The 20,804-nt window shown below is 64.5% G+C and carries 18 protein-coding genes and 2 pseudogenes; 16 read left to right on the top strand and 4 right to left on the bottom strand.

All coding sequences use genetic code 11. From position 1 onward, the window contains the following. Positions 1–56: 56 nt before the first annotated feature. From ACLQI9_RS15890 to ACLQI9_RS15865, 6 genes and pseudogenes are all read left to right on the top strand, one after another. A complete protein-coding gene (locus ACLQI9_RS15890) occupies positions 57–353 on the top strand; it encodes a WXG100 family type VII secretion target (protein WP_442379290.1) in 297 nt (98 codons plus the stop codon). A 39-nt stretch (positions 354–392) separates the two neighbouring features. Then, positions 393–677: a WXG100 family type VII secretion target gene (locus ACLQI9_RS15885; RefSeq protein WP_442379292.1), complete on the top strand. Its 285-nt coding sequence runs from the start codon at positions 393–395 to the stop codon at positions 675–677. Between the two features lie 72 nt (positions 678–749). Next, on the top strand, positions 750–2,048 hold the full coding sequence (locus tag ACLQI9_RS15880) for a magnesium transporter MgtE N-terminal domain-containing protein (protein WP_442379294.1): 1,299 nt from the start codon (positions 750–752) through the stop codon (positions 2,046–2,048). Next, positions 2,045–3,706 carry an Nramp family divalent metal transporter gene (locus ACLQI9_RS15875; RefSeq protein WP_442379295.1) on the top strand — a complete coding sequence of 554 codons (1,662 nt, stop codon included), beginning with the start codon at positions 2,045–2,047 and terminating at the stop codon, positions 3,704–3,706. The genes ACLQI9_RS15880 and ACLQI9_RS15875 overlap by 4 nt, the downstream gene beginning before the upstream one ends. Positions 3,707–3,763: 57 nt before the next feature. Continuing rightward, positions 3,764–3,928, top strand: a pseudogene (locus ACLQI9_RS15870) (hypothetical protein); the annotation flags it as partial. A gap of 141 nt (positions 3,929–4,069) precedes the next feature. Beyond that, a complete protein-coding gene (locus tag ACLQI9_RS15865; RefSeq protein WP_442379298.1) occupies positions 4,070–4,450 on the top strand; it encodes a DUF732 domain-containing protein in 381 nt (126 codons plus the stop codon). Between the two features lie 648 nt (positions 4,451–5,098). Here ACLQI9_RS15865 and ACLQI9_RS15860 read toward each other — a convergent pair. Beyond that, a pseudogene (locus ACLQI9_RS15860) lies at positions 5,099–5,437 on the bottom strand (SAM-dependent methyltransferase); the annotation flags it as partial. Between the two features lie 108 nt (positions 5,438–5,545). On the opposite strand from ACLQI9_RS15860, the gene ACLQI9_RS15855 reads away from it, so the two are divergent. From ACLQI9_RS15855 to ACLQI9_RS15835, 5 genes are all read left to right on the top strand, one after another. Further along, entirely contained in the window at positions 5,546–6,187 is a 642-nt protein-coding gene (locus tag ACLQI9_RS15855; protein WP_442379300.1) for a sodium:calcium antiporter, read from the top strand. Positions 6,188–6,219: 32 nt separating this feature from the next. Continuing rightward, positions 6,220–6,948, top strand: coding sequence for an MgtC/SapB family protein (locus ACLQI9_RS15850; RefSeq protein WP_442379302.1), 729 nt, complete (start codon positions 6,220–6,222; stop codon positions 6,946–6,948). A gap of 103 nt (positions 6,949–7,051) precedes the next feature. Then, positions 7,052–7,996, top strand: coding sequence for a sterol desaturase family protein (locus ACLQI9_RS15845; protein WP_442379304.1), 945 nt, complete (start codon positions 7,052–7,054; stop codon positions 7,994–7,996). Positions 7,997–8,178: 182 nt separating this feature from the next. Then, positions 8,179–8,763: a LysM peptidoglycan-binding domain-containing protein gene (locus ACLQI9_RS15840; protein WP_442379306.1), complete on the top strand. Its 585-nt coding sequence runs from the start codon at positions 8,179–8,181 to the stop codon at positions 8,761–8,763. 154 nt (positions 8,764–8,917) lie between these two features. Further along, entirely contained in the window at positions 8,918–9,592 is a 675-nt protein-coding gene (locus tag ACLQI9_RS15835) for an Rv1815 family serine proteinase (protein WP_442379308.1), read from the top strand. A gap of 4 nt (positions 9,593–9,596) precedes the next feature. Here the strand turns inward: ACLQI9_RS15835 and ACLQI9_RS15830 are convergent, their stop codons facing one another. After that, positions 9,597–10,043 (bottom strand): nitroreductase/quinone reductase family protein, encoded by a 447-nt coding sequence (locus ACLQI9_RS15830; protein ID WP_442379310.1) that lies wholly within the window; start codon positions 10,041–10,043, stop codon positions 9,597–9,599. A 115-nt stretch (positions 10,044–10,158) separates the two neighbouring features. On the opposite strand from ACLQI9_RS15830, the gene ACLQI9_RS15825 reads away from it, so the two are divergent. The 3 genes from ACLQI9_RS15825 (at position 10,159) to ACLQI9_RS15815 (ending at position 13,113) form a co-directional block, all read left to right on the top strand. Beyond that, positions 10,159–10,884 (top strand): TetR/AcrR family transcriptional regulator, encoded by a 726-nt coding sequence (locus tag ACLQI9_RS15825; protein WP_442391902.1) that lies wholly within the window; start codon positions 10,159–10,161, stop codon positions 10,882–10,884. A gap of 91 nt (positions 10,885–10,975) precedes the next feature. Beyond that, the gene (locus ACLQI9_RS15820) at positions 10,976–11,476 is read left to right on the top strand and encodes a VOC family protein (protein ID WP_442379314.1); all 501 of its coding nucleotides are present in this window, start codon (positions 10,976–10,978) and stop codon (positions 11,474–11,476) included. A 176-nt stretch (positions 11,477–11,652) separates the two neighbouring features. After that, positions 11,653–13,113, top strand: a complete 1,461-nt coding sequence (locus ACLQI9_RS15815) for an FAD-binding protein (RefSeq protein WP_442379319.1) — start codon at positions 11,653–11,655, stop codon at positions 13,111–13,113. Positions 13,114–13,118: 5 nt separating this feature from the next. Here the strand turns inward: ACLQI9_RS15815 and ACLQI9_RS15810 are convergent, their stop codons facing one another. Both ACLQI9_RS15810 and ACLQI9_RS15805 read right to left on the bottom strand, forming a co-directional pair. After that, positions 13,119–15,035, bottom strand: coding sequence for an ABC transporter ATP-binding protein/permease (locus ACLQI9_RS15810; RefSeq protein WP_442379316.1), 1,917 nt, complete (start codon positions 15,033–15,035; stop codon positions 13,119–13,121). Between the two features lie 228 nt (positions 15,036–15,263). Continuing rightward, entirely contained in the window at positions 15,264–17,183 is a 1,920-nt protein-coding gene (locus ACLQI9_RS15805; protein WP_442379321.1) for an ABC transporter ATP-binding protein/permease, read from the bottom strand. Between the two features lie 101 nt (positions 17,184–17,284). Here ACLQI9_RS15805 and ACLQI9_RS15800 point away from each other — a divergent pair, with 101 nt between their 5' ends. Then, entirely contained in the window at positions 17,285–18,937 is a 1,653-nt protein-coding gene (locus ACLQI9_RS15800; RefSeq protein ID WP_442391901.1) for an acetolactate synthase, read from the top strand. 23 nt (positions 18,938–18,960) lie between these two features. Beyond that, positions 18,961–20,804 (top strand): accessory Sec system translocase SecA2 (secA2, locus tag ACLQI9_RS15795; protein WP_442391900.1); only part of this gene is annotated, 1,844 nt, incomplete at its 3' end.

Below are 20,804 nucleotides of genomic sequence, written 5' to 3'. Positions count from 1 at the left end.
ACCCGGTCAATCGGATTGGCCAACACAACAACCATTTCGGATAAGGAGAGATTCAGATGACCACCCGTTTTATGACGGATCCGCACGAGATGCGGTCGATGGCGGGCCGTTTTGATGTGCACGCCCAGACGGTGGAGGACGAGGCCCGCAAGATGTGGGCGTCGTCGCAGAACATTGCCGGTGCCAGCTGGAGTGGGATGGCTCAGTCCACCTCTTACGACACCATGGGCCAGATGAACCAGGCCTTCCGCAACATCGTCAACATGCTCCACGGTGTGCGCGACGGGCTGATCCGCGACGCTAACAACTACGAATCCCAAGAGCAGGCCTCTCAGCAGATCCTGAGCAGCTGAATCCTTTGGGCCCAACATCTCTCATGACAGGAGAAGATCATGTCGATTAGCTACCAGTTCGGTGACGTGGATGCCCACGGTGCCACCATCCGGGCCCAGGCCGCTGCGTTGGAGCAGGAGCACCAGTCCATCGTTCGTGATGTGCTGGCCGCCGGCGACTTTTGGGGTGGCTCGGGTTCGGTGGCCTGCCAGGAGTTCATCACCCAGTTGGGTCGTAACTTCCAGGCGATCTACCAGCAGGCGAACTCCCACGGCCAAAAGGTGCAAACCGCCGGCAACAACATGTCCAGCACCGACTCCGCCGTCGGCTCCAGCTGGGCCTAAGACGAAGTGCGGCAGCCGTATTGCCGCATCTGTGCCCCTAGCAACAACCTTTTGCGCCAAGGAGGACTACCCATGTCGCTTATTCACCTATCCCAGTTATTGCGCGCCCCCGTGGTAACGCCATCCGGCGAGACTGTCGGCCGCGTTGACGACATCATTGTGCGACTACGTGGTGCGGACACCTACCCGCTGGTGACCGGCATCGTGGCCGCGGTCGGCGGCTGGCGAGTGTTCGTCGGGAGCGGATCAATTCAGCGATTCGATCCAGACCGGGTAACCATGGTACACAACAAGATTGACCTGCGTCGGTTCGAGCGCCGGCACGGTGAAGTGCTGTTGCGATCCGACGTACTCGGATATCGCCTGATCGACGTCACAGCGGGTGAGTTGGTGCGCGCCTACGACGTCGAGCTCGAAGACAGCGAAGACGGTTTGGTGCTGGCCCGACTGGACACCCGGCGCCCACCCCGGCTGTTCGGTCTGCTGAAAACACCCGGCGGCCAGGCTGCCCGCGACTGGAAGGCCTTTGAACCACTGATCGGACATGGCCGGTCGATGGCCGTGCGTCGCGTTTCCGGTCGAGTGGCGGCGCTCAAACCCGCCCAAATTGCCGACCTTTTGGAGGAGGCCGACAAGGCGGAGGGCGGCGAAATCCTCGACCGAGTGCGCGGCTACCCCGATTTGGAAGCAGACGTTTTCGAGGAACTCGACCCAGACAAGGCCAGTCGGCTGCTCGACGACATGCCAGACGGCGAGGTCGCGGCCCTGCTCAGCCGGATGCGCGCTGACGACGCCGCGGACGCGATCATGGACCTCCGGCAGTCCCGCCGTCGACGGGTTCTGGATTCCATGCCTGCGCCGCAGCGCACCAAAGTGTTGACCCTGTTGAAGTTCAACCCTGACAGCGCAGGCGGATTGATGAATGTCGACATCATCTTCTGCGGGACAGGAGCCACAGCGGGAGAGGCGCTCGCCCTCATCGGCGTCGCCCAGGCCGTACAGCCTGAGGCGCTCATGCAGATGCACGTGCTCAACGAGAACGGGCAGCTTGCGGGCGTGGTGTCGGTGATCGCATTGTTGCAGGCGCATCCAGCGGATGTGGTTGCAACACTGATGGATTCCGACCCAGTCCGGTTAGCCCCGGATGCCGATCTTGCCGACATCGCAATACTGATGGCCGACTACAACCTGCACACCATCCCGATCGTCGACGATGGGGATCAGGTGCTGGGCGTCGTCACTGTCGACGACGTGCTCAAGAGCACTATTCCCGACGAATGGCGCCGACGAGAACCCGGGCCACGCCCTGTGCGGGAACCGATTTCGGTGAGCGACGGCTCGATTGGCAGCAACGGAGGTGACTGGCGATGACCACTCTGGACCGCGACGTCGTTGAAATCGCCCCACCGGCGGCGCCCCGCACCGCCGTGCTGGACAGCGCCCACGTCGGTGACATCGAAGGCGCGCTGGGCCGGATCAGCCTGAGCGACACCGACCGTCCGCGCACCCTGAAGGTCCGCCTGGCAACCATGCTAGCGATCATCGGGCCCGGCCTGATCGTGATGGTCGGCGACAACGACGCCGGCGGTGTCGCGACCTACGTGCAGGCCGGACAAAACTACGGCTACAGCCTGCTGTGGGTGCTGCTGCTGTTGATCCCGGTGCTCATTGTCAACCAGGAAATGGTGGTCCGGCTCGGTGCCGTCACCGGGGTCGGGCACGCGCGATTGATCAACGAACGGTTCGGCCGCGGCTGGGGCTGGTTCTCGGTCGGTGATCTGTTCCTGCTGAATTTCCTTACTCTCGTTACCGAATTCATCGGCATCACGCTGGCCGCCGACTACATCGGCATTCCCAGGTATGTGGTCGTCCCGTTCGCCGCGATCGCGCTGATCGCCATCATGGCCACCGGCAGCTTCCGGCGGTGGGAACGGGCGATGTTCGTTTTCATTGCGATCACGCTGCTGCAGATTCCGATGCTGTTGATGTCACATCCGCACTGGGGACACGCGGCGAAATCCTTCTTTGTGCCAGGTGTAACCGGGGGAGTCACCTCCGACGCGGTGCTGTTGATCATCGCCATCGTGGGCACCACGGTGGCACCGTGGCAGTTGTTCTTCCAGCAATCCAACGTCGTCGACAAGCGCATTACACCGCGCTTCATCGGCTACGAACGAGCCGACACCACACTAGGTGCCTTCGTCGTGGTGATCGGCGCGGTGGCGTTGATGATGACTGGCGACTGGGCCGCGCGCGCAACCCACAGCCGGGGGAATTTCGTCGACGCCGGCGTGCTCGCTCACCTGCTGGGCCAATACAGCAGTGCGCTCGGGTCGGTGTTCGCGATCGTATTGCTCGACGCCTCGATTATCGGGGCGGCGGCAGTAACGCTGGCCAGCAGCTACGCGTTTGGAGATGTGTTTGGGCTCAAGCATTCACTGCACCGTGGAATGGCTGACGCGAAACCGTTCTACCTGTCCTACACCGGGATGGTCGTGGTCGCGGCGGCGATTGTGCTTATCCCCGGCGCGCCCTTGGGTTTGATCACCACCGGCGTGCAAGCGTTGGCCGGATTGCTCTTGCCCAGCGCGACGGTGTTCCTGCTGCTGCTGTGCAATGACCGGGAAGTGTTAGGCCCCTGGGTGAATCGGCCGTGGCTTAACGTGGTGGCCGGTGTGATCGTCAGCGTGCTGTTGCTGCTGTCCGGGATATTGATGGCGACAACGGTGTTCCCCACCCTCAACATCGTCTCGATCGCCGCTGGCCTTAGCGTCAGCTTCGTCCTATCCGCGATAACCACTTTCGGCGTGCTGTGGTGGACTCGCCGATGGCGGCCCAAAGCGCCAGTGCTCGAACAGCTCTCCCGGGCATTGGCAAGAGTCGACCGAGACACCTGGCGGATGCCGCCGTTGGCCTTGCTTGAGCCTGTCAAATGGTCGGTCGGCACTCGGGTGGGCATGCTGGCGTTGCGCGGATACCTCGTTATGGGTGCGATCCTGTTGGCGGTCAAAGCGATTCAGCTGGCCTAGCGCCTGACCTCGGTCGGGCCGCTGGGTCGACCGGATGCAATAAGAGAGGAAACCATCATGTTCGTAATCCGCCTCATCAACGGACGCGAAGTCCACGAAACCAAGGGAGACCGGCTCTCGATTAACCACGACACCGGCGTGATTACCGTTTCCCGGGTCGAGGGATTCGAGGAAGTCACCACGCACTACTCGCCGGCGGCTTGGGAAATGGTCACGCACCGAGTTACGGCTAGCCATGGCCGCACTGCTCTACCTGATCTTCGCCGCCGGCCTCATCTCGATCTTGATCTGATTAGCCAACCACCACGGTCAAAAACGGCGGCGAACTCGCCGAACTCCTACTCATCCAGATTGGAGACAGCAATGACTTCCCTATTCACTGAGGCGGCCGCCGCGGTCGCCACCCCCCAAGTGCGTTCGCCCAGCCCTCTGCGATCACTATTGGCCGGCCTTGTCCTGGCGGTCGCGCTGCTTGGGCTTGTGGCGGCCGCAGGCCCGACCGCGCATGCCGACGCGGTCGACAGCAGCAATTTCCTGGGCGCGCTCTCCTCCAGGGGCATCACCTTCGCGTCCGGGCAAAGCGCGATCGTCGCCGGTCATGAGGTCTGCGGTGAACTTGATCAAGGTAGGCAGGCGAGCGACATCGCGAACGACGTGATGACACAGACTAATTTGGACGGCTATCACGCCGGGTTTTTTGTCGGAGTCAGCATTGCCGCCTTCTGCCCAAGGCATAGCCAGTAGAACCAAGTACAGTCGGGGTATTAACTCTCAAGTAAGGACCATTGTTGATCACGAAAGTCGTGTTCAGTGCCGCCATCGCGCTCGGCGCTGCTATGGCAGTAGCAACACCGGCCGGCGCTGACCCCAGCTCATTCGGAACGCTCAGCTGCAGCTGCACGCAGCCAGTCGATGTCCCGCATGGCAAGCCTGCGGTCAAGGACCAGTTGAATCAGGGAATCCAGAGCGACCTTGGTTCCCTGCACGGCGGCCCGCCGAGCCCTGGCGGCTTCTGAGTTGCCGCGCGGGATCGGTTAGCCCGCCGATGGGGGCGGGTGCATCACCTTCCCCTTGAGCTCAGCCGCGGATAGCATTTGCGAACTGTGGCAATGCTCTTCGGCCATCTCCGCTTCGACCAGACGAACGTGATCCCGACCATCAGCACGATGATGGACAGGATGATCACGCTGCCAACGACGACCGCTGTGTGACTGTAATGGGGCAGGTGTGCTGGCTCGACGGCCAGCCACAGATCAGGCTGGCTGCTCACTGCGACCACTGCGGTGACAGAGCCAAGCACGTTGACCAGGATGCCGCGTGTTGTTCCTTGAGGGCAAGCCCCCGGGCCAGCCGACTGCGCACCAAGACATCGAGAAGCGCTACTACGGCCAGCTAACGATGAGAGTTCGTGTTCAGGGCCATCGCAACATAATCGATACGCCACAGCGACTGAAATAGTTTGCGGCCGAAATCCTCGAGGTCACCCGCGTCGGTGCCCGGCGACTCGCCCTGCTGCGCGACACACTCAGCGATCTCTCGGATCGTGCGACGGCCGTCGACGTGCTGCACAAAGGACAACTGAGCCGGCCTGAGACCGAAGCGCGAGCCCGGCCAGAAGATTTCAGACCCGGAGCTCCCGCAACGTGTGCGCAGCACCGGGACGTAGTCGAGGGCACCCACACCCGCATCGACAGCCGCGAACTGGTCACCGCCGGAGTCGGGGCGGCAAGCCTCGATCCCCCCACCCGCGAGCGCGACGACGACGGTGGCGCGATCTTGGCCGATCGCGCCCACACGGCGCGCCTGGTCACAGACCAGCGCTGGTTTATGGCGGTTTTCGTGGTCAAAGTAGCTCTCGGCTTGGTGGCTTTCGCGATCAAGCCGTGGCTGGGTCTGCTGTTCTTCGCCGCCTACGGCGTCTACTTCTGGCGCGAAATCCGCGGCGGCACCAGCGGCGACCACGACGAACACGAGTTGGCGCCGCTCAAGCTGCAACCCCGCGCGGCGCGACCGGCTACCACGGTGGTCCTGGTGCAGACAATGGGCGCATTGGCCGTCATCTTCGTGTCCTCGCAAATATTCGTCCACCAGCTCGACGCCGTCGGCCCCATGCTCGGATTGTCCAGCGCGGTCACCGTCCTACTGCTGTCCCCGATCGCCACCGAACTACCCGAAACCATGAACGCGATCATCTGGGTCCGACAAGGCAAAACCCAACTCGCCCTAGCCAACATCTCCGGCGCGATGATGATCCAAGCCACCGTGCCCAGCGGGCTGGGCCTGCTGTTCACCGACTGGCGACTCGACCACGCCCTGCTGTGGTCGGGCGCCATCACCATGGCAGCCATCACCTACCTGCTCGTGACGATGCGCGCCAACAAACTCACCCCCACAGAGACGTCAGGCCGTCCGTGCTTTCGATGGCGCGGTAGGCGCCATCGAAACGGCGCCGATCTCGCCCAGACTGGTCCAAACTGGTAGTCAGCTCTGCTCAGAGGAAGGAGAGCCGCGTCATGCAGACGCTGAGTATCGCTGAGTTCGCGTTGCGTCTGGGCGTGGGAGTCGGCTGCGGTGCTCTGATCGGAATTGAGCGGCAGTGGCAGGCGCGAAGGGCCGGGCTACGCACCAATGCGCTGGTGGCCACCGGTGCGACGTTGTTCGTGCTCTATGCGGTCGCCACCAACGACAGCAGTCCTACCAGGGTGGCGTCCTACGTGGTGTCCGGGGTCGGCTTCCTCGGCGGTGGGGTGATCCTGCGCGAGGGATTCAACGTCCACGGGCTCAACACTGCCGCCACCCTGTGGTGCTCAGCCGCGGTCGGCGTGCTCGCGGCAAGCGGGCATCTGCTGTTCGCGCTGATCGCCACCGGCACGATTGTCGGAATTCACCTGCTGGGGCGACCGCTGGGCCGCCTGATCGACCGCGGCGGCATGGTGGAAGAGGACGAGGATGACCAGCCGTACCAAGTGCAGGTGATCTGTCGAGCCAAGCAAGAGAAATACGTGCGCGCCCAGATTGTCCAGCACACCAGCGGCGGCGACTTCGTGCTGCGCGGCATCCACACCGGGCGCGCGGGCGACGACAGCATCGCGTTGACGGCGTACCTGCTCAGCGGCAGGCACGCGCCGGCCCGCCTGGAGCAGCTCGTCGCAGACTTGTCCCTGCAGCCAGGCGTTCAGGCGGTGCACTGGTATGCGGGCGACCAGGACGAACGGATGCCCCGCGCTCCGCACATGGACTAGCCCGTCCGGCGACGATGCGGGCCGGAACGGCCCGATGAGAAGCCGGACAATCAGTTCCGGTCTGCCGCCAAGCACGGGTCGCTGACGTCGTAGTGTATGGGATGTGAGTGCGATCGCGGATTTCTTATCGGTGTTGCCCGAGCAGATGCGGGATCCGGTGTTGTTCGCGATTCCGTTTTTCCTCCTGCTGTTGATTCTGGAATGGACGGCCGCCCGCAAACTGGAACTCATTGAGCGAGAAGCCAACGCGGAAGCCCGCCCGGGGTCGGGCGCCTACCTGACCGCCGATTCCTGGGCGAGCATCTGGATGGGGCTGATTTCCGTGGCCACTACTGCGGGCTGGAAATTCATTGCCCTGCTCGGCTATGCCGCGATCTATGCGTACCTGGCTCCATGGCACTTACCGGCGACGCGCTGGTACACCTGGGTGATCGCGATTCTCGGTGTCGATCTGCTGTATTACTGCTATCACCGGATCGCGCACCGGGTTCGGCTGATTTGGGCCACCCACCAGGCCCACCACTCCAGCCAATACTTCAATTTCGCCACTGCGCTACGCCAGAAATGGAACAACAGCGGCGAAATTTTGATGTGGATTCCGTTGCCGCTGTTGGGTATTGCGCCCTGGATGGTTTTCGTGGGTTTCTCGATCAACCTGATCTACCAGTTCTGGGTGCACACCGAGCGGGTCGGCAGAATGTGGGCGCCGTTCGAGTTCGTCTTCAACACGCCGTCACATCACCGGGTGCACCACGGCATGGACCACGAGTATCTCGACAAGAATTACGGCGGGATTTTCATCGTCTGGGACCGGCTGTTCGGCACTTTCCGGCAAGAGACGTTCCGTCCGCATTACGGGCTGACCAAACAGGTCGACACGTTCAATGTCTGGAAGCTGCAGACTCACGAATATCTCTCTATTGCCCGCGATTTCCGCTCAGCGAGACGCCTGCGCGACCGGCTGGGCTACATCTTCGGTCCCCCGGGCTGGCAGCCTCGCGCGGTCGTCCGGCCCGAGACCTCCGCCCCGCTGGCGCCGTCCCGGTAGCCCACCGCCGAGGCGCCGGTGCTCGCCAGATCGGCAGTGAGCCATCGTTCATCAATCGTTTTTATTACGGCGAGCCGAAAGCCCCCACGGCAAAGCCAAGATCAGTAAGCTCCGCCTCGTCGTGCTTTTGTACGACGCCCGGCCGATATTCGCCCGGGCCGCGATCACGAGGAGAGAATGCAGTGGGAGACACGCTCACCGAAGGACAAAAACTTGTCAAGGGTGACTCGCTTACCTCAAGCAACGGGGCCTACACCCTGACGTTGCAAGACGATGGGAACCTGGTGCTGGCATCGCGCGGCCACGCGATCTGGGCGTCCGGGACCGACGGCCAGGACGTGGTCCGCGCCGAGGTACAGCACGACGGCAATTTCGCGGTCTACACCGCCGACAAGCCGGTGTGGCACACCGACACCAAAGGCAAGAAGAACGTCAGGCTCGTCCTGCAGGACGACCGCAATCTGGTGCTGTACGCCGGCGACGGAGCGGCATGGTCGACGAAGACCGAGACCGATGCTCCGCCACCGCCGGAGCCAAAAGCCGCCCCGGCAGCCGAAGCCGAGCACGTCGAGGAGGAGGCCGCCCCGACACCCGAGCCCGAACCGACACCCGCTGCGCGGACCTACACCGTCGAGTCCGGCGACACACTGTGGGCCATCTCCGAGCGGTTCTACGGCGACGGCAACAAGTATCAGGTCATCGCCGATGCCAGTGGCATCGCCAACCCCGATCTGATCCAGCCTGGACAGGTGCTGACAATTCCCTGATCGCGATCGGGAGCGCGGCGGCCCGGAGCCGAATCCGGACCGGGCCGGCGCGCTCCCAACCGATCGGCTCTCCGGCTTTAACGCGACACGTGCCGGGTCGGTAATCTGATAGCCGGCCGGCGCCGCGCCGGCCCCCGACGGATCGGAGTCGAGGGTGGGCCGTCCGGCAGTTCGCGCGTTCGCCGCGACCCTTACCGCCGAGATACTGGCTGCCTGTTTTCCCGTGGTGGCCACCGCCGACCCCGTGCTCGTCTTCCCCGGGATGGAAATCCACCAGGGCGAGCATCTGTGCACCTTGGGCTACGTCGACCCGGGGCTGCGGGTGGCGTTCGCCGCAGGACATTGCCACGCTGACGGACCCGTCACCGACAAGGACAACAACGTCATTGGCAGATTGGCGACATTCCGGGCCAACACCGCTGACGGCGCGGTCGTGGGCACCGACCAGGCGATCGCCGATTACGAGTCGATTGTGCTGACCGACGGCATCGCGGCGAACAACATCCTGCCCGGCGGCCGCGTGCTGCAATCGGACCCGGGCCTTGTCGTCACGCAGGGTGAAAACGTCTGTCACTTCGGCGTCGTCACCGGCGAAACCTGCGGAACGGTCCAGGCGGTAAACAACGGCTGGTTCACGATGGGGAATGGCGCCATTAGCCAGAAAGGCGATTCCGGCGGACCCGTGTACATCACCAGCCCTATCGGACAGACCCTGATCGTCGGAATATTGAACAGCGTCTGGGGCGGCTACCCGGCTGCGGTGTCATGGCAGGCCACCTCGCAGCAAGTCCGCGAGGATGTGGGAGTGTCCGGCCGTCCGTCCACGTAGCAAGTCAGCTGGGATTTGCCAGCGTAAAAACGGGGATCGACGGCGCCGCAGCCCGTAGCTCGTCATCGCCGCAGTTGGGAGTGAGCCCCGCAATGTGGCCTTTGACCTCCCAATACCACTTGTCCAAGTATCGCCTCAGCAGGTCTGGCTTCGCCCCGTCAGCCACCTCCGTGGTGCGCCGTCGGCGGCGATGCCAGCGCGGCCCGACCTCGACGGCTCCGGCGGCTCGGACATTGCGGACCCACTGAGTGGTGCCGCGCGGGGATACCAGATAGTCGACGCCGTCCACGGTCAGTACGTTGACCACCACGCCGCGGAATTTGCCCGTTTTGCGGCCGCGCACGCGAAGCGCCCTGGTACCGGCGATGCTGATGCCCAACTCGGCCAGCCCGCGGATCAGCGCGTTGGCGGCCCGGGCCGCTCCATTGGGTTCGTCGTATCGCACCGACATGACTTAATCCTTCCTCGTCTCAGGCCGAGAGAGCGGCGCTCTCGATAGGTATGACCGTCCCACACCGATAGCGGAAATGCAAGAGCACCGATCTCTTTTGTGCCAAAATGGGTCGATGGGCAAGCGGCGCGACTCACGCGAGCGCATCGAAGCGCAGATTGTCGAGCTCGGCCGGCGCCACCTGGTAGAACACGGCGCGGCCGGACTGTCGCTGCGTGCCATCGCCCGCGACCTCGGGATGGTGTCGTCTGCGGTGTATCGATACGTGTCCAGCCGCGACGAGTTGCTGACGTTGTTGCTCGTCGACGCCTACTCCGATCTCGCCGACGCGGTGGATCGCGCCCGCGACGCAGTCCCCGACGATGTGTGGAGCGACGACGTCATCGCGATCGCGCATGCCGTCCGCAGCTGGGCCATCGCGCACCCGGCCAGCTGGGCGCTGCTGTACGGCAGCCCGGTGCCCGGCTACCACGCCCCCGCCGAGCGGACGGTCGGACCCGGAACGCGGGTGGTCAGCGCCTTGTTCGACGCCGTCGCCGCCGGTATCGCGACCGGCGATATCATGCTGACCAATTCGCCTGCGCCACAACCGATGTCGTCAGATTTCGAACGTCTCCGCCAAGAGTTCGGTTTCCCCGGCGACGATCCCGTCGTTGCCAAATGTGTCGCCGTCTGGGCCGGTGTGGTGGGAGCGATCAGCCTGGAGGTGTTCGGGCAATACGGCACCGACACACTCAGCGACCCCGGTGCGGTGTTCGACACCCAGGTTCGGGTGCTAGTCGGTGTGCTGACCCAGCACGACGTCGACGCGACGCCATACCGGGCGTCGTCGCCGAACTAGAACGTGTTCAACTCCTGCCTGCGGTGGCTGACACGACGGGTGATGGCAACGCCTTTCTGCCGGGGGAGACGCTGGGCTATCCTGCGAGGCGATGAGCCTCTCCATCGGGTCGCCGGTACAGATCGCCTGGGTGACTCACAACTTGGACGCCACGGAAACGGCCCTCACCGGCCTGTTAGGCGTCAAAAAGTGGGTGAGGTTGCCCGACGTGCACTTTGCGCCGGACACCTGCAGCTACCTCGGCAGACCGGCCGACTTCGTCGCGAGCATTTCATTGAGCTACCTCGGCGACATGCAGCTGGAGCTGATCGCACCGGTCCGCGGCCCTAATATCTATAGTGACTTTCTGCGCGACAGCGGGCCGGGTCTGCACCACATCTGCGTGGAGGCCGACAGCCTCGAGCAGTTCGCGGACACCTTGTCCGCCGCCGCCGAGCACGGTGCCTCGGTGGTTCAGCAGGGCCTGATGCCCGGCGGTCTGCGGTTCGCCTATCTGTCTGCCCCGCAGGCCGGGGTGCCGTTCGTGGAGGTCGCGCATTTCTCTGCCGAGATGCGGCAGTTCTTCGACTACATCAAGCAGGAGCAGCGGTGAGCCGCGCCGGCGACGATGCGTTGGGGCACCCCCAGCCGCGTAGCGGCGAGGGGAGGTAGCGATGAGGAGGAGCGGCGCCAACGAGCACCGCCGGCGACGATGCGTTGGGGCACCCCCAGCCGCGTAGCGGCGAGGGGAGGTAGCGATGAGGAGGAGCGGCGCCAATGAGCACCGGGATGTCAGCGATACCAGCAACTTTCAGCGCTGGCGACGTGTCGTCGTGGTCGGACGATGTCGACGTCGTCGTGATTGGTTTCGGCATCGGCGGTGGCTGCGCAGCGGTCAGCGCGGCCGCCGCCGGCGCACGGGTCCTGGTGCTGGAGCGCGCAGCTGCGGCCGGTGGCACCACCGCGCTCGCCGGCGGGCACTTCTACCTCGGCGGCGGCACCGCGGTCCAGCAGGCGACCGGGCATCCCGACTCGCCAGAGGAGATGTACAAGTATCTTGTCTCGGTGTCGCGCCAACCCGACCACGCGAAGATTCGCGCCTATTGCGACGGCAGCGTCGAGCACTTCAACTGGCTGGAGGACTTGGGTTTTCAGTTCGAACGCAGCTACTTCCCGGGAAAGGCGGTGATCCAGCCCAACACCGAGGGGCTGATGTACACCGGCAACGAGAAGGTCTGGCCGTTCCTCGAGCAGGCGGTACCGGCCCCGCGCGGGCACAAGGTGCCGGTGCCGGGCGACACCGGCGGCGCCAGCATGGTCGTCGAGCTGCTACTCAAGCGCGCGACCAGCCTCGGCGTGCAGATCCGCTACGAGACCGGCGCAACCGCGTTGATCACCGACGAGTCGGGCGCTGTCACCGGCGTGATGTGGAAGCAGTTCTCCGACACCGGCGCGATACGCGCGAAATCGGTGATCATCGCTGCCGGCGGGTTCGTGATGAATCCGGAGATGGTGGCCGCCCACACCCCGAAGCTGGCCGAGAAGCCGTTCGTGCTGGGCAACAGCTACGACGACGGCTTGGGCATCCGGATGGGCGTCTCGGCCGGCGGCGCCACCCAACACATGGATCAGATCTTCATCACGGCGCCGGCGTATCCGCCGTCGATCCTGCTGACCGGCATCATCGTCAACAAGCTCGGTCAGCGTTTCGTTGCCGAGGACTCCTACCACTCGCGCACATCGGGTTTCGTCATGGAACAGCCCGACAGTGCCGCGTTTTTGATCGTCGACGAGGCACACCTGAAGCCGCCGGAGGTACCGCTGATCCCGCTGATCGACGGCTGGGAGAGCGTTGCCGAGATGGAGGCCGCGCTGGGCATCCCGCAGGGCAATCTCGTTGCGACGCTGGACCGTTACAACGCCCACGCCGCCCGCGGCGAGGATCCCGATTTCCATAAGCAACCGAATTTCCTTGCGCCGCAAGACAAAGGACCGTGGGGCGCATACGATCTGACGCTGGGTAAGGCGATGTATGCCGGGTTCACCGTCGGCGGGCTGGCCACCTCGGCCGACGGCGAGGTGCTGCGCGAGGACGGCACCACCATCGCCGGCCTGTATGCGGTGGGTGCGTGCGCATCCAACATCGCCCAGGACGGCAAGGGATACGCCAGCGGCACCCAGCTCGGTGAGGGATCGTTTTTCGGCCGCCGCGCCGGAGCGCATGCGGCCCGCAGGGCCGAGGGCGCGTAGGCAAGTCAGACGCTGACAGGTTCCTTCTCGATGCGGCCAAGCTCCCATCGACCTTGCCCAAGCAGCCGCAAGCGTTGTTGGTGGTACGGCTCGACGGTGCTGCGATGACTGACGCTGACCAAGATGGTGTCCGGTAGCTCGTTGCGCAGCAACTGGTACATCGTCAGTTCCAGCCCTTCGTCCATCGCCGACGTGGCCTCGTCGACAAACACCGCTTTGGGTTTGGTCAACAGCACCCGGGCGAATGCGACCCGTTGCTGCTCGCCGGGCGAGAGCACTTTGACCCAATCCCGTTCCTCGTCGAGCAGGTCAACCAGATGCGGCAGCATCACTTTGACCAACACCTCGCGGAGAGTGGTGTCGGGGATGTCACCTTCCGACGACGGATAGCACACCACCGCCCGCAGATCGCCAAGCGGCACATAGGGCAACTGGGACAGGAACATGGTTTCGTTCGGCCCATCGGGGCACCGCAACGTCCCCGATCCGTACGGCCACAACTGGGCGAGGCTCCGCAGCAGCGTCGTTTTGCCGCTGCCCGACGGACCCGTGATCACCAGCGCGTCGCCTTCGGACAGGTGCAGGTCGAGTGAGTCGATGAGCTGGTCGCCGTCCGGGGTACGGACCTCGACGCCCTCGACGTCGACGGCGCCGTCGACGCTCGGCCTGACCAGTAGCTCGGGCAGCTCGCGGGCCTTCTCGTCGGCGACCACCAAGCCGTGCAGCCGGATGATCGCTGCGCGATAGCTTGCGAATTGGTCGTAGGCGTTGCGGAAGAAGGACAGCCCGTCAGAGATGTTGTTGAACGCCGTCGCGGTCTGCGTGACGCCACCGAACTTGATCTGACCGGCGAATAGCCGCGGCGCTTGGAGCACCCACGGCAACGGGACGATCAACTGACTCATCGACACGTTGAATCCGAACCAACCGACGGTCCGGTTCACGTACCGCAAATAGTTGTCGATGATCGGACGGAACCGCGCGCTCAGCTGCACACGTTCGGCGCTCTCACCCCGGTAGAAGCCGACCGCCTCGGCGGCGTCGCGCACCCGCACCAGCGCATAGCGGAAGGCGGCGTTGGTCAGCTCGTTGCGGAAGCTCAGCCGGATCAGCGGCCGCCCGATCCAAAACCCGACGATCGTCGCTATCAACACGTAGACGATCAGGACCCAGAACATCGCCCTGGGCATGCTCACTCCGAACAGCTTCAGGGTGCCCGACAAGTTCCACAGAATGGCGGTAAACGAAAACACCGACAGCACCGATTGCACGGCGCCGAACAACAGCACGCTGTTGGTGCCGTTAGACGGCACATTGGGTGTCGATCCCACCCCGGCGGTCAACACATCGATGTCTTGCTGAATACGCTGGTCGGGGTTGTCGATGGTGTTGTCGATGAACCGGGAGCGGTAGTAGGCGCGACCTTCCAGCCAGTCACCGGTGAGCCGGTCGGTGAGCCAGACCCGCCACGCCACGATGAAGCGCTGCATCAGATAGATGTCGAATATGGCGCGAGCAATGTACAGCCCCGCCATGATCGAAAAGATCAAGATTGACATCCAAAAGCCGTGTACGCCTGACTCTTTCACGGCCTTGTTGCCAGTAGCCATGCCTTGTACCGCGGTCTGTATGGACGAGTTCAAATCGTTGGCCTGGTAACTGAACAGCACGGTGAGACGCACCGTGACCACGACGGACAACAGCAGCACCCCGAGCATCACCCAGACCCGGGCGCTGTGCGAACCGATGAAGTAATCGCCGGTGATTCGCCAAAACTGGCGGCCCCAAGGGGTGAGCAATCGCAGCAACGCCAGCACGACGATCACGCTCACCGCGCTGATCGCCCATGTCAGCGCTATCCAGGACAACGAATCGGGCAGTGCCTGGCCCCAATCAATGGATGGCTTGAACAACTCCTCCACGGTGCGCCTTCCTCCTTGGCTTCCAAGTCCACGGCGTCGGTCGAACCCACCTGACAAGACTTTCCCGCGAAGCTACCTGGCACCGCAGCAGCGCGATGATGGGGCTGGCACGCCAGGACGCCGCCAGGATGCACAAATGCGCGACGACAAGTCCATCGAAGTCAACGTCAGCGCGCAAAAGTTCGAGGAACCCTCTCGCTAACGCAGATCTCGCCGCAGTTTAGATGGTCAGACCCTGGCCGGCTCCCGCTCGATCCGGCGCAGTTCCCACCTGCCTTGGCCGAGCAGCTCGAGCAAATGATCATGGTGCTGTTCGACGGTGGGCCGATGACTGACGCTGACCACGACACAATCCGGCAATTCGGCGCGCAGCACCTGGTAGAGCGCAAATTCCAGCCCCTCGTCGAGCGCCGAAGTGGCCTCATCGAGGAAGACCGCCTGCGGCTTGGTGAGCAGCACGCGGGCAAAAGCGATGCGCTGCTGCTCGCCAGGGGACAGCACTTTGGCCCAATCGCGATCATCGTCGAGCCGGCCGGCCAGCGGGGCGAGCGCCACCTTGGTCAACGCGTCGCGCACCTCGTGATCGGAAATTGCGGCCGGCGAACTCGGGTAGCAGACCACGCCACGCAGGTCACCGAGCGGCACATACGGCAACTGCGACAAGAACATCGTGGCGTTCTCGCCTTCCGGCCGGCGCAGGGTGCCGGACGCGTAGGGCCATAGTTGCGCCAGACTGCGCAGCAGAGTGGTCTTGCCAGCCCCCGATCGCCCGGTCACAACCAGCGCGTCGCCGCGGCCGAGCCGCACCTCGAGCGGGTCGATCAACTGCTCGCCGCTCGGCGCGCGCACCTCGACGGCAGCGATTTCAACCGATCCGCTGTCGCTCGGCTCCACCGTCACCTCAGGTAGTTCCCGGCCGCGGGCATTGGCGTCGACCAAGCCGTGTAACCGGATTATCGATGCGCGAAAAGCGGCAAATTGATTGTAATTGTTGCGGAAAAAGGAGAGCGAGTCCTGGATGGTGCCGAATGCGGTCGCCGTTTGTACGACGCTGCCTAAGCCGATCTTCCCGGCGAACAGTCGCGGCGCCTGAATGATCCACGGTAGCGGCACCATCGTCTGGGTCACCGACACGTTCCAGCCGGTGTAACCGATGGTCCGGCTGACATAGCGGCGGTAGTTGTCGATGATCGGCGTGAAGCGCTGCCGCAATCGCGATTCCTCGGCTGCCTCACCGTGGTAGAACCCGACTGCTTCTGCGGCGTCACGCAAGCGCACCAACGCATATCGAAAGGCAGCGTTGAGCTTCTCGTTGGCAAAGCTCAGCTTGATCAGGGGATGTCCGATCCAGAAAGTGACCATCGTCGCCATCAGCACGAAGACGATGACGATCCAGAACATCGCGCGCGGAATTTCAACATGGAGCATAGGGACGGTCAGCCCGCCGGATAGGTGCCACAAGATTGCGCCGAACGAGATCACCGAGGCCACCGCATGCACAGCGCCGAACAGCAGGGTTTGGCTGGTGCCAATGGTCGGCACATTCGGGGTGGAGCCCGCACCGGCGGTGAACACGTCAATGTCCTGCTGGATGCGCTGGTCAGGGTTGTCGATTGTCTCGTCGATGAACCGGGCCCGGTAGTAGGCATGTCCGGTCAGCCAGTCAGCGGTGAGGTGCTCGGTAAGCCAAACCCGCCACGCGATGATGAAGCGCTGCATCAGGTAGAGGTCGAGCATGGCCACGGCGATGAAGATGGCGGCGAGAATGCAGAAGATCCACAGCGATGCCCAAAAGCCTTGCACGCCTGACTGTTTGACAATGTCGTTCTGCGCACCGGAGCCCGTAAACGCCGTTTCCAGCGCGTTGTACAAGTCCTTGCTGAAATAGCTGAACAAGACGGTCAGCCGCACGACCGTTACGACCGACAGCAGCAGCACACCCAGCATCAGCCACACCCCGACTGACCGCCGACCAGTGAAGTAGTCGCCGGTGATCCGCCAGTATTGGCGCCCCCACGTGGTGGTGAACCTCAGTACCACCAAGACAACGACGACGCAAACGGCGCTGATCACCCATGCCCTGGCGATCCACCACAACGAGTCGGGCACCGCGTGCCCCCAATCGATGGATGGTGTGAACGGCTGCAGAACAGTCACGAAGTCTCCTCGCGGTCTGAGGCATCCCGCATGACGCCCTATCGGAAAGCTTGCCGGGGAAGCTACCGGAGGCTTGCCGATAGGCTGCCGGGATGAGCACCAACGGCGCGGCCGGCGACACCTTCCACGCGGGCCGCCTGGTCGCGCGTCGGCTGAAGGCGAGCGGGATCGACACCATCTTCACGCTGTCGGGCGGTCATTTGTTCTCCATCTACGACGGGTGCCGCAGCGAAGGCATCCGGCTGATCGACACCCGCCACGAGCAGACAGCCGCCTTCGCGGCCGAAGGCTGGTCGAAGGTGACGCGGCAGCCGGGCGTCGCCGCGCTGACCGCCGGTCCGGGGGTGACCAACGGGATGAGCGCGATGGCCGCCGCGCAGCAGAACTCCTCACCACTGCTGGTTCTCGGTGGTCGGGCGCCGGCGCTGCGCTGGGGGATGGGATCGCTGCAGGAGATCGACCATGTTCCATTCGTGGCGCCGCTGACCCGATTCGCTGCCACCGCGCCGTCGGCCGAGGCCGTCGGCGGGCTCGTCGACGAGGCGCTGCGGGCCACGGTCGGCGCGCCGTCGGGAGTTGCGTTCATCGACTTCCCGATGGACCACGTCTTTTCCGTCGCCGCCGACGACGAAAGCCCCGGGGCGCTGACCGACTTGCCGGCACCAGCCCTGGCCGACGGCGACGCACTCGAGCGGGGAGCCGGTCTGCTGGCCGCCGCGCGGCGTCCGGTGATCATGGCGGGCACCAACGTGTGGTGGGGTCACGCAGAAGCGGCGCTGCTGCGGCTGGCCGAGCAGCGACGCATACCGGTGCTGATGAACGGCATGGCCCGCGGCACCGTGCCCGCGGACCACCCGCTGGCTTTCTCACGGGCACGCTCAAAAGCGTTGGCGGAGGCCGACGTTGCGATCGTCGTAGGCGTGCCGATGGATTTCCGATTGGGTTTCGGCGGGGTGTTCGGACCAGAAACCCAGCTGATCGTGGCCGATCGCGCCCAACCCGACCGTGACCATCCACGGCCGATCGCCGCCGGTCTCTACGGTGACCTATCGGCGACCCTGGCCGCGCTGGGCGAAACGACCCACGCCGGCGGAGCCGGCCACGACGACTGGGTCGCCGATTTGCGGGCGGCCGAGACGACGGCGCGAGATCGCGAACATGCCGACCTGGCCGACGACCGCAGCCCGCTGCATCCGATGCGGGTCTACGCCGAACTGGCGCCGCTGCTGGAACGCGACGCGATCATCGTTGTCGACGCCGGCGATTTCGGCTCCTATGCGGGCCGGGTCATCGACAGCTACGTGCCGGGCGCGTGGCTCGACAGCGGCCCATTCGGTTGCCTCGGTTCGGGTCCCGGCTATGCGCTGGCCGCCAAACTGGCCCGGCCCGACCGTCAGGTCGTCTTGCTGCAAGGCGACGGCGCCTTCGGGTTCAGCGGCATGGAATGGGACACGCTGGTCCGGCACAACGTGCCGGTGGTGTCGGTGATCGGCAACAACGGGATCTGGGCCCTGGAGAAACACCCCATGGAAGCCTTGTACGGCTATTCGGTGGTGGCCGAACTGCGCCCGGAGACCCGTTACGACGAGGTGGTCCGTGCCCTCGGTGGGCACGGCGAGCTGGTGTCGACACCCGGTGAGCTTCGGCCAGCGTTGATACGCGCCCTCGGCAGCGGCCTGCCCGCCGTCGTCAACGTGCTCACCGACCCCGCCGTCGCCTATCCACGCCGCTCCAATCTGGCGTGACGCGCCTGACGTACCGTTGATCTGTGCCGAAGACCACCAACGCTCCGTCGGGCCGCCTGAGTAGCCGATTCTGGCGGCTGCTCGGCGCCAGCGCGGAGCAGAATCAAAGCCGTTCGCTGGCCCAGGCCAGCGCATCTGGAGAGTACGACGAGAAAGCCGCCGACCTCGACGACGAGCAATTACGCAAAGCCGCCGGCCTGCTCGACCTCAGCGACCTCGCCGAATCCGACGACATCCCACAGTTCCTTGCCATCGCGCGGGAGGCGGCCGAACGCTCCACCGGGCTACGGCCGTTCGATGTGCAGCTGCTCGGCGCGCTGCGGATGCTGGCCGGCGACGTGATCGAAATGGCAACCGGCGAGGGCAAAACCCTGGCCGGAGCGATCGCCGCCGCCGGGTACGCATTGGGCGGCCGGCACGTTCACGTCGTCACCATCAACGACTACCTGGCCCGCCGTGACGCCGAGTGGATGGGGCCGCTGCTGGAGGCGCTGGGCCTGACCGTCGGCTGGGTCACCGCCGAGTCGACGGCCGACGAACGTCGTGAGGCCTACAAATGCAACGTCACCTACGGCTCGGTCAACGAGATCGGCTTCGATGTGCTGCGCGATCAGCTCGTCACCGATGTCGCCGACCTGGTGTCGCCGAACCCGGACGTGGCCCTGATCGACGAGGCCGACTCGGTGCTGGTCGACGAGGCGTTGGTCCCGCTGGTGCTGGCCGGAACCACCCATCGGGAGACGCCGCGGTTGGAGATCATTCGGCTGGTCGGTGAGCTACATGCCGGCGAGGATTACGACACCGACTCCGACAGCCGCAACGTCCACCTGACCGAGGAAGGGGCGCACAAAGTCGAAAAGCAGCTCGGCGGAATCGATTTGTACTCCGAAGAGCATGTCGGCACCACACTCACCGAGGTCAACGTCGCACTGCACGCGCACGTCCTGCTGCACCGCGACGTGCACTACATCGTGCGCGACGACGCCGTGCACCTGATCAACGCCTCCCGCGGCCGCATCGCCCAGCTGCAACGCTGGCCGGACGGTCTGCAGGCAGCCGTCGAGGCCAAGGAAGGTATCGAAACCACCGAAACCGGCGAGGTGCTGGACACCATCACGGTGCAGGCACTGATCAACCGGTATCCGACGGTCTGCGGCATGACCGGCACCGCGCTGGCCGCCGGCGAGCAGCTGCGGCAGTTCTACAAGCTCGGCGTCTCACCGATACCGCCGAACACGCCGAACATTCGCGAGGACGAGACCGACCGCGTCTACATCACCGCTGCGGCGAAAAACGACGCGATCATTGCCCACATCATCGAGAAGCACGAAACCGGACAGCCGGTGCTGGTCGGCACCCACGACGTGGCCGAATCCGAAGAGCTGCACGAGCGGCTGCAGCGTCGCGGTGTTCCCGCGGTGGTGCTCAACGCCAAGAACGACGCCGAAGAGGCCGGGGTGATCGCCGAGGCGGGCAAGCTCGAAGCGGTCACCGTGTCGACCCAGATGGCCGGCCGCGGCACCGACATCCGGCTCGGCGGCTCCGACGAGGCCGATCACGAGAAGGTGGTCGAGCTGGGTGGGTTGCACGTCATCGGGACCGGCCGGCACAACACCGAGCGGCTGGACAACCAGCTGCGCGGGCGCGCCGGCCGCCAGGGCGATCCGGGGTCATCGGTGTTTTTCTCCAGCTGGGAAGACGATGTTGCCGCCGCAAACCTCGAACCCAACAAGCTGCCGATGCAGACCGACGAGGACGGCCGCATCGTCAGCAACAAGGTGGCCGGATTGCTGGAGCACGCCCAGCGGGTCGCCGAGGGCCGGCTGCTCGACGTGCACGCGAACACCTGGCGCTACAACCAGCTGAT

The sequence above is a fragment of the Mycobacterium sp. genome (genome assembly GCF_052143115.1).
In the GTDB taxonomy this organism is placed as follows: Bacteria; Actinomycetota; Actinomycetes; order Mycobacteriales; family Mycobacteriaceae; genus Mycobacterium.
Note: the sequence above shows the minus strand (reverse complement) of the source record. Positions and strands in the feature narration are given on the sequence as shown.

What these genes read in the sequence shown, in the direction of transcription:
- ACLQI9_RS15890 (WP_442379290.1), top strand. Translation starts at nt 57, where the DNA reads ATGACCACCCGTTTTATGACGGATCCGCACGAGATGCGGTCGATGGCG.
- ACLQI9_RS15885 (WP_442379292.1), top strand. Translation starts at nt 393, where the DNA reads ATGTCGATTAGCTACCAGTTCGGTGACGTGGATGCCCACGGTGCCACC.
- ACLQI9_RS15880 (WP_442379294.1), top strand. Translation starts at nt 750, where the DNA reads ATGTCGCTTATTCACCTATCCCAGTTATTGCGCGCCCCCGTGGTAACG.
- ACLQI9_RS15875 (WP_442379295.1), top strand. Translation starts at nt 2,045, where the DNA reads ATGACCACTCTGGACCGCGACGTCGTTGAAATCGCCCCACCGGCGGCG.
- ACLQI9_RS15865 (WP_442379298.1), top strand. Translation starts at nt 4,070, where the DNA reads ATGACTTCCCTATTCACTGAGGCGGCCGCCGCGGTCGCCACCCCCCAA.
- ACLQI9_RS15850 (WP_442379302.1), top strand. Translation starts at nt 6,220, where the DNA reads ATGCAGACGCTGAGTATCGCTGAGTTCGCGTTGCGTCTGGGCGTGGGA.
- ACLQI9_RS15830 (WP_442379310.1), bottom strand. Translation starts at nt 10,043, where the DNA reads ATGTCGGTGCGATACGACGAACCCAATGGAGCGGCCCGGGCCGCCAAC.
- ACLQI9_RS15825 (WP_442391902.1), top strand. Translation starts at nt 10,159, where the DNA reads ATGGGCAAGCGGCGCGACTCACGCGAGCGCATCGAAGCGCAGATTGTC.
- ACLQI9_RS15820 (WP_442379314.1), top strand. Translation starts at nt 10,976, where the DNA reads ATGAGCCTCTCCATCGGGTCGCCGGTACAGATCGCCTGGGTGACTCAC.
- ACLQI9_RS15815 (WP_442379319.1), top strand. Translation starts at nt 11,653, where the DNA reads ATGTCAGCGATACCAGCAACTTTCAGCGCTGGCGACGTGTCGTCGTGG.
- ACLQI9_RS15800 (WP_442391901.1), top strand. Translation starts at nt 17,285, where the DNA reads ATGAGCACCAACGGCGCGGCCGGCGACACCTTCCACGCGGGCCGCCTG.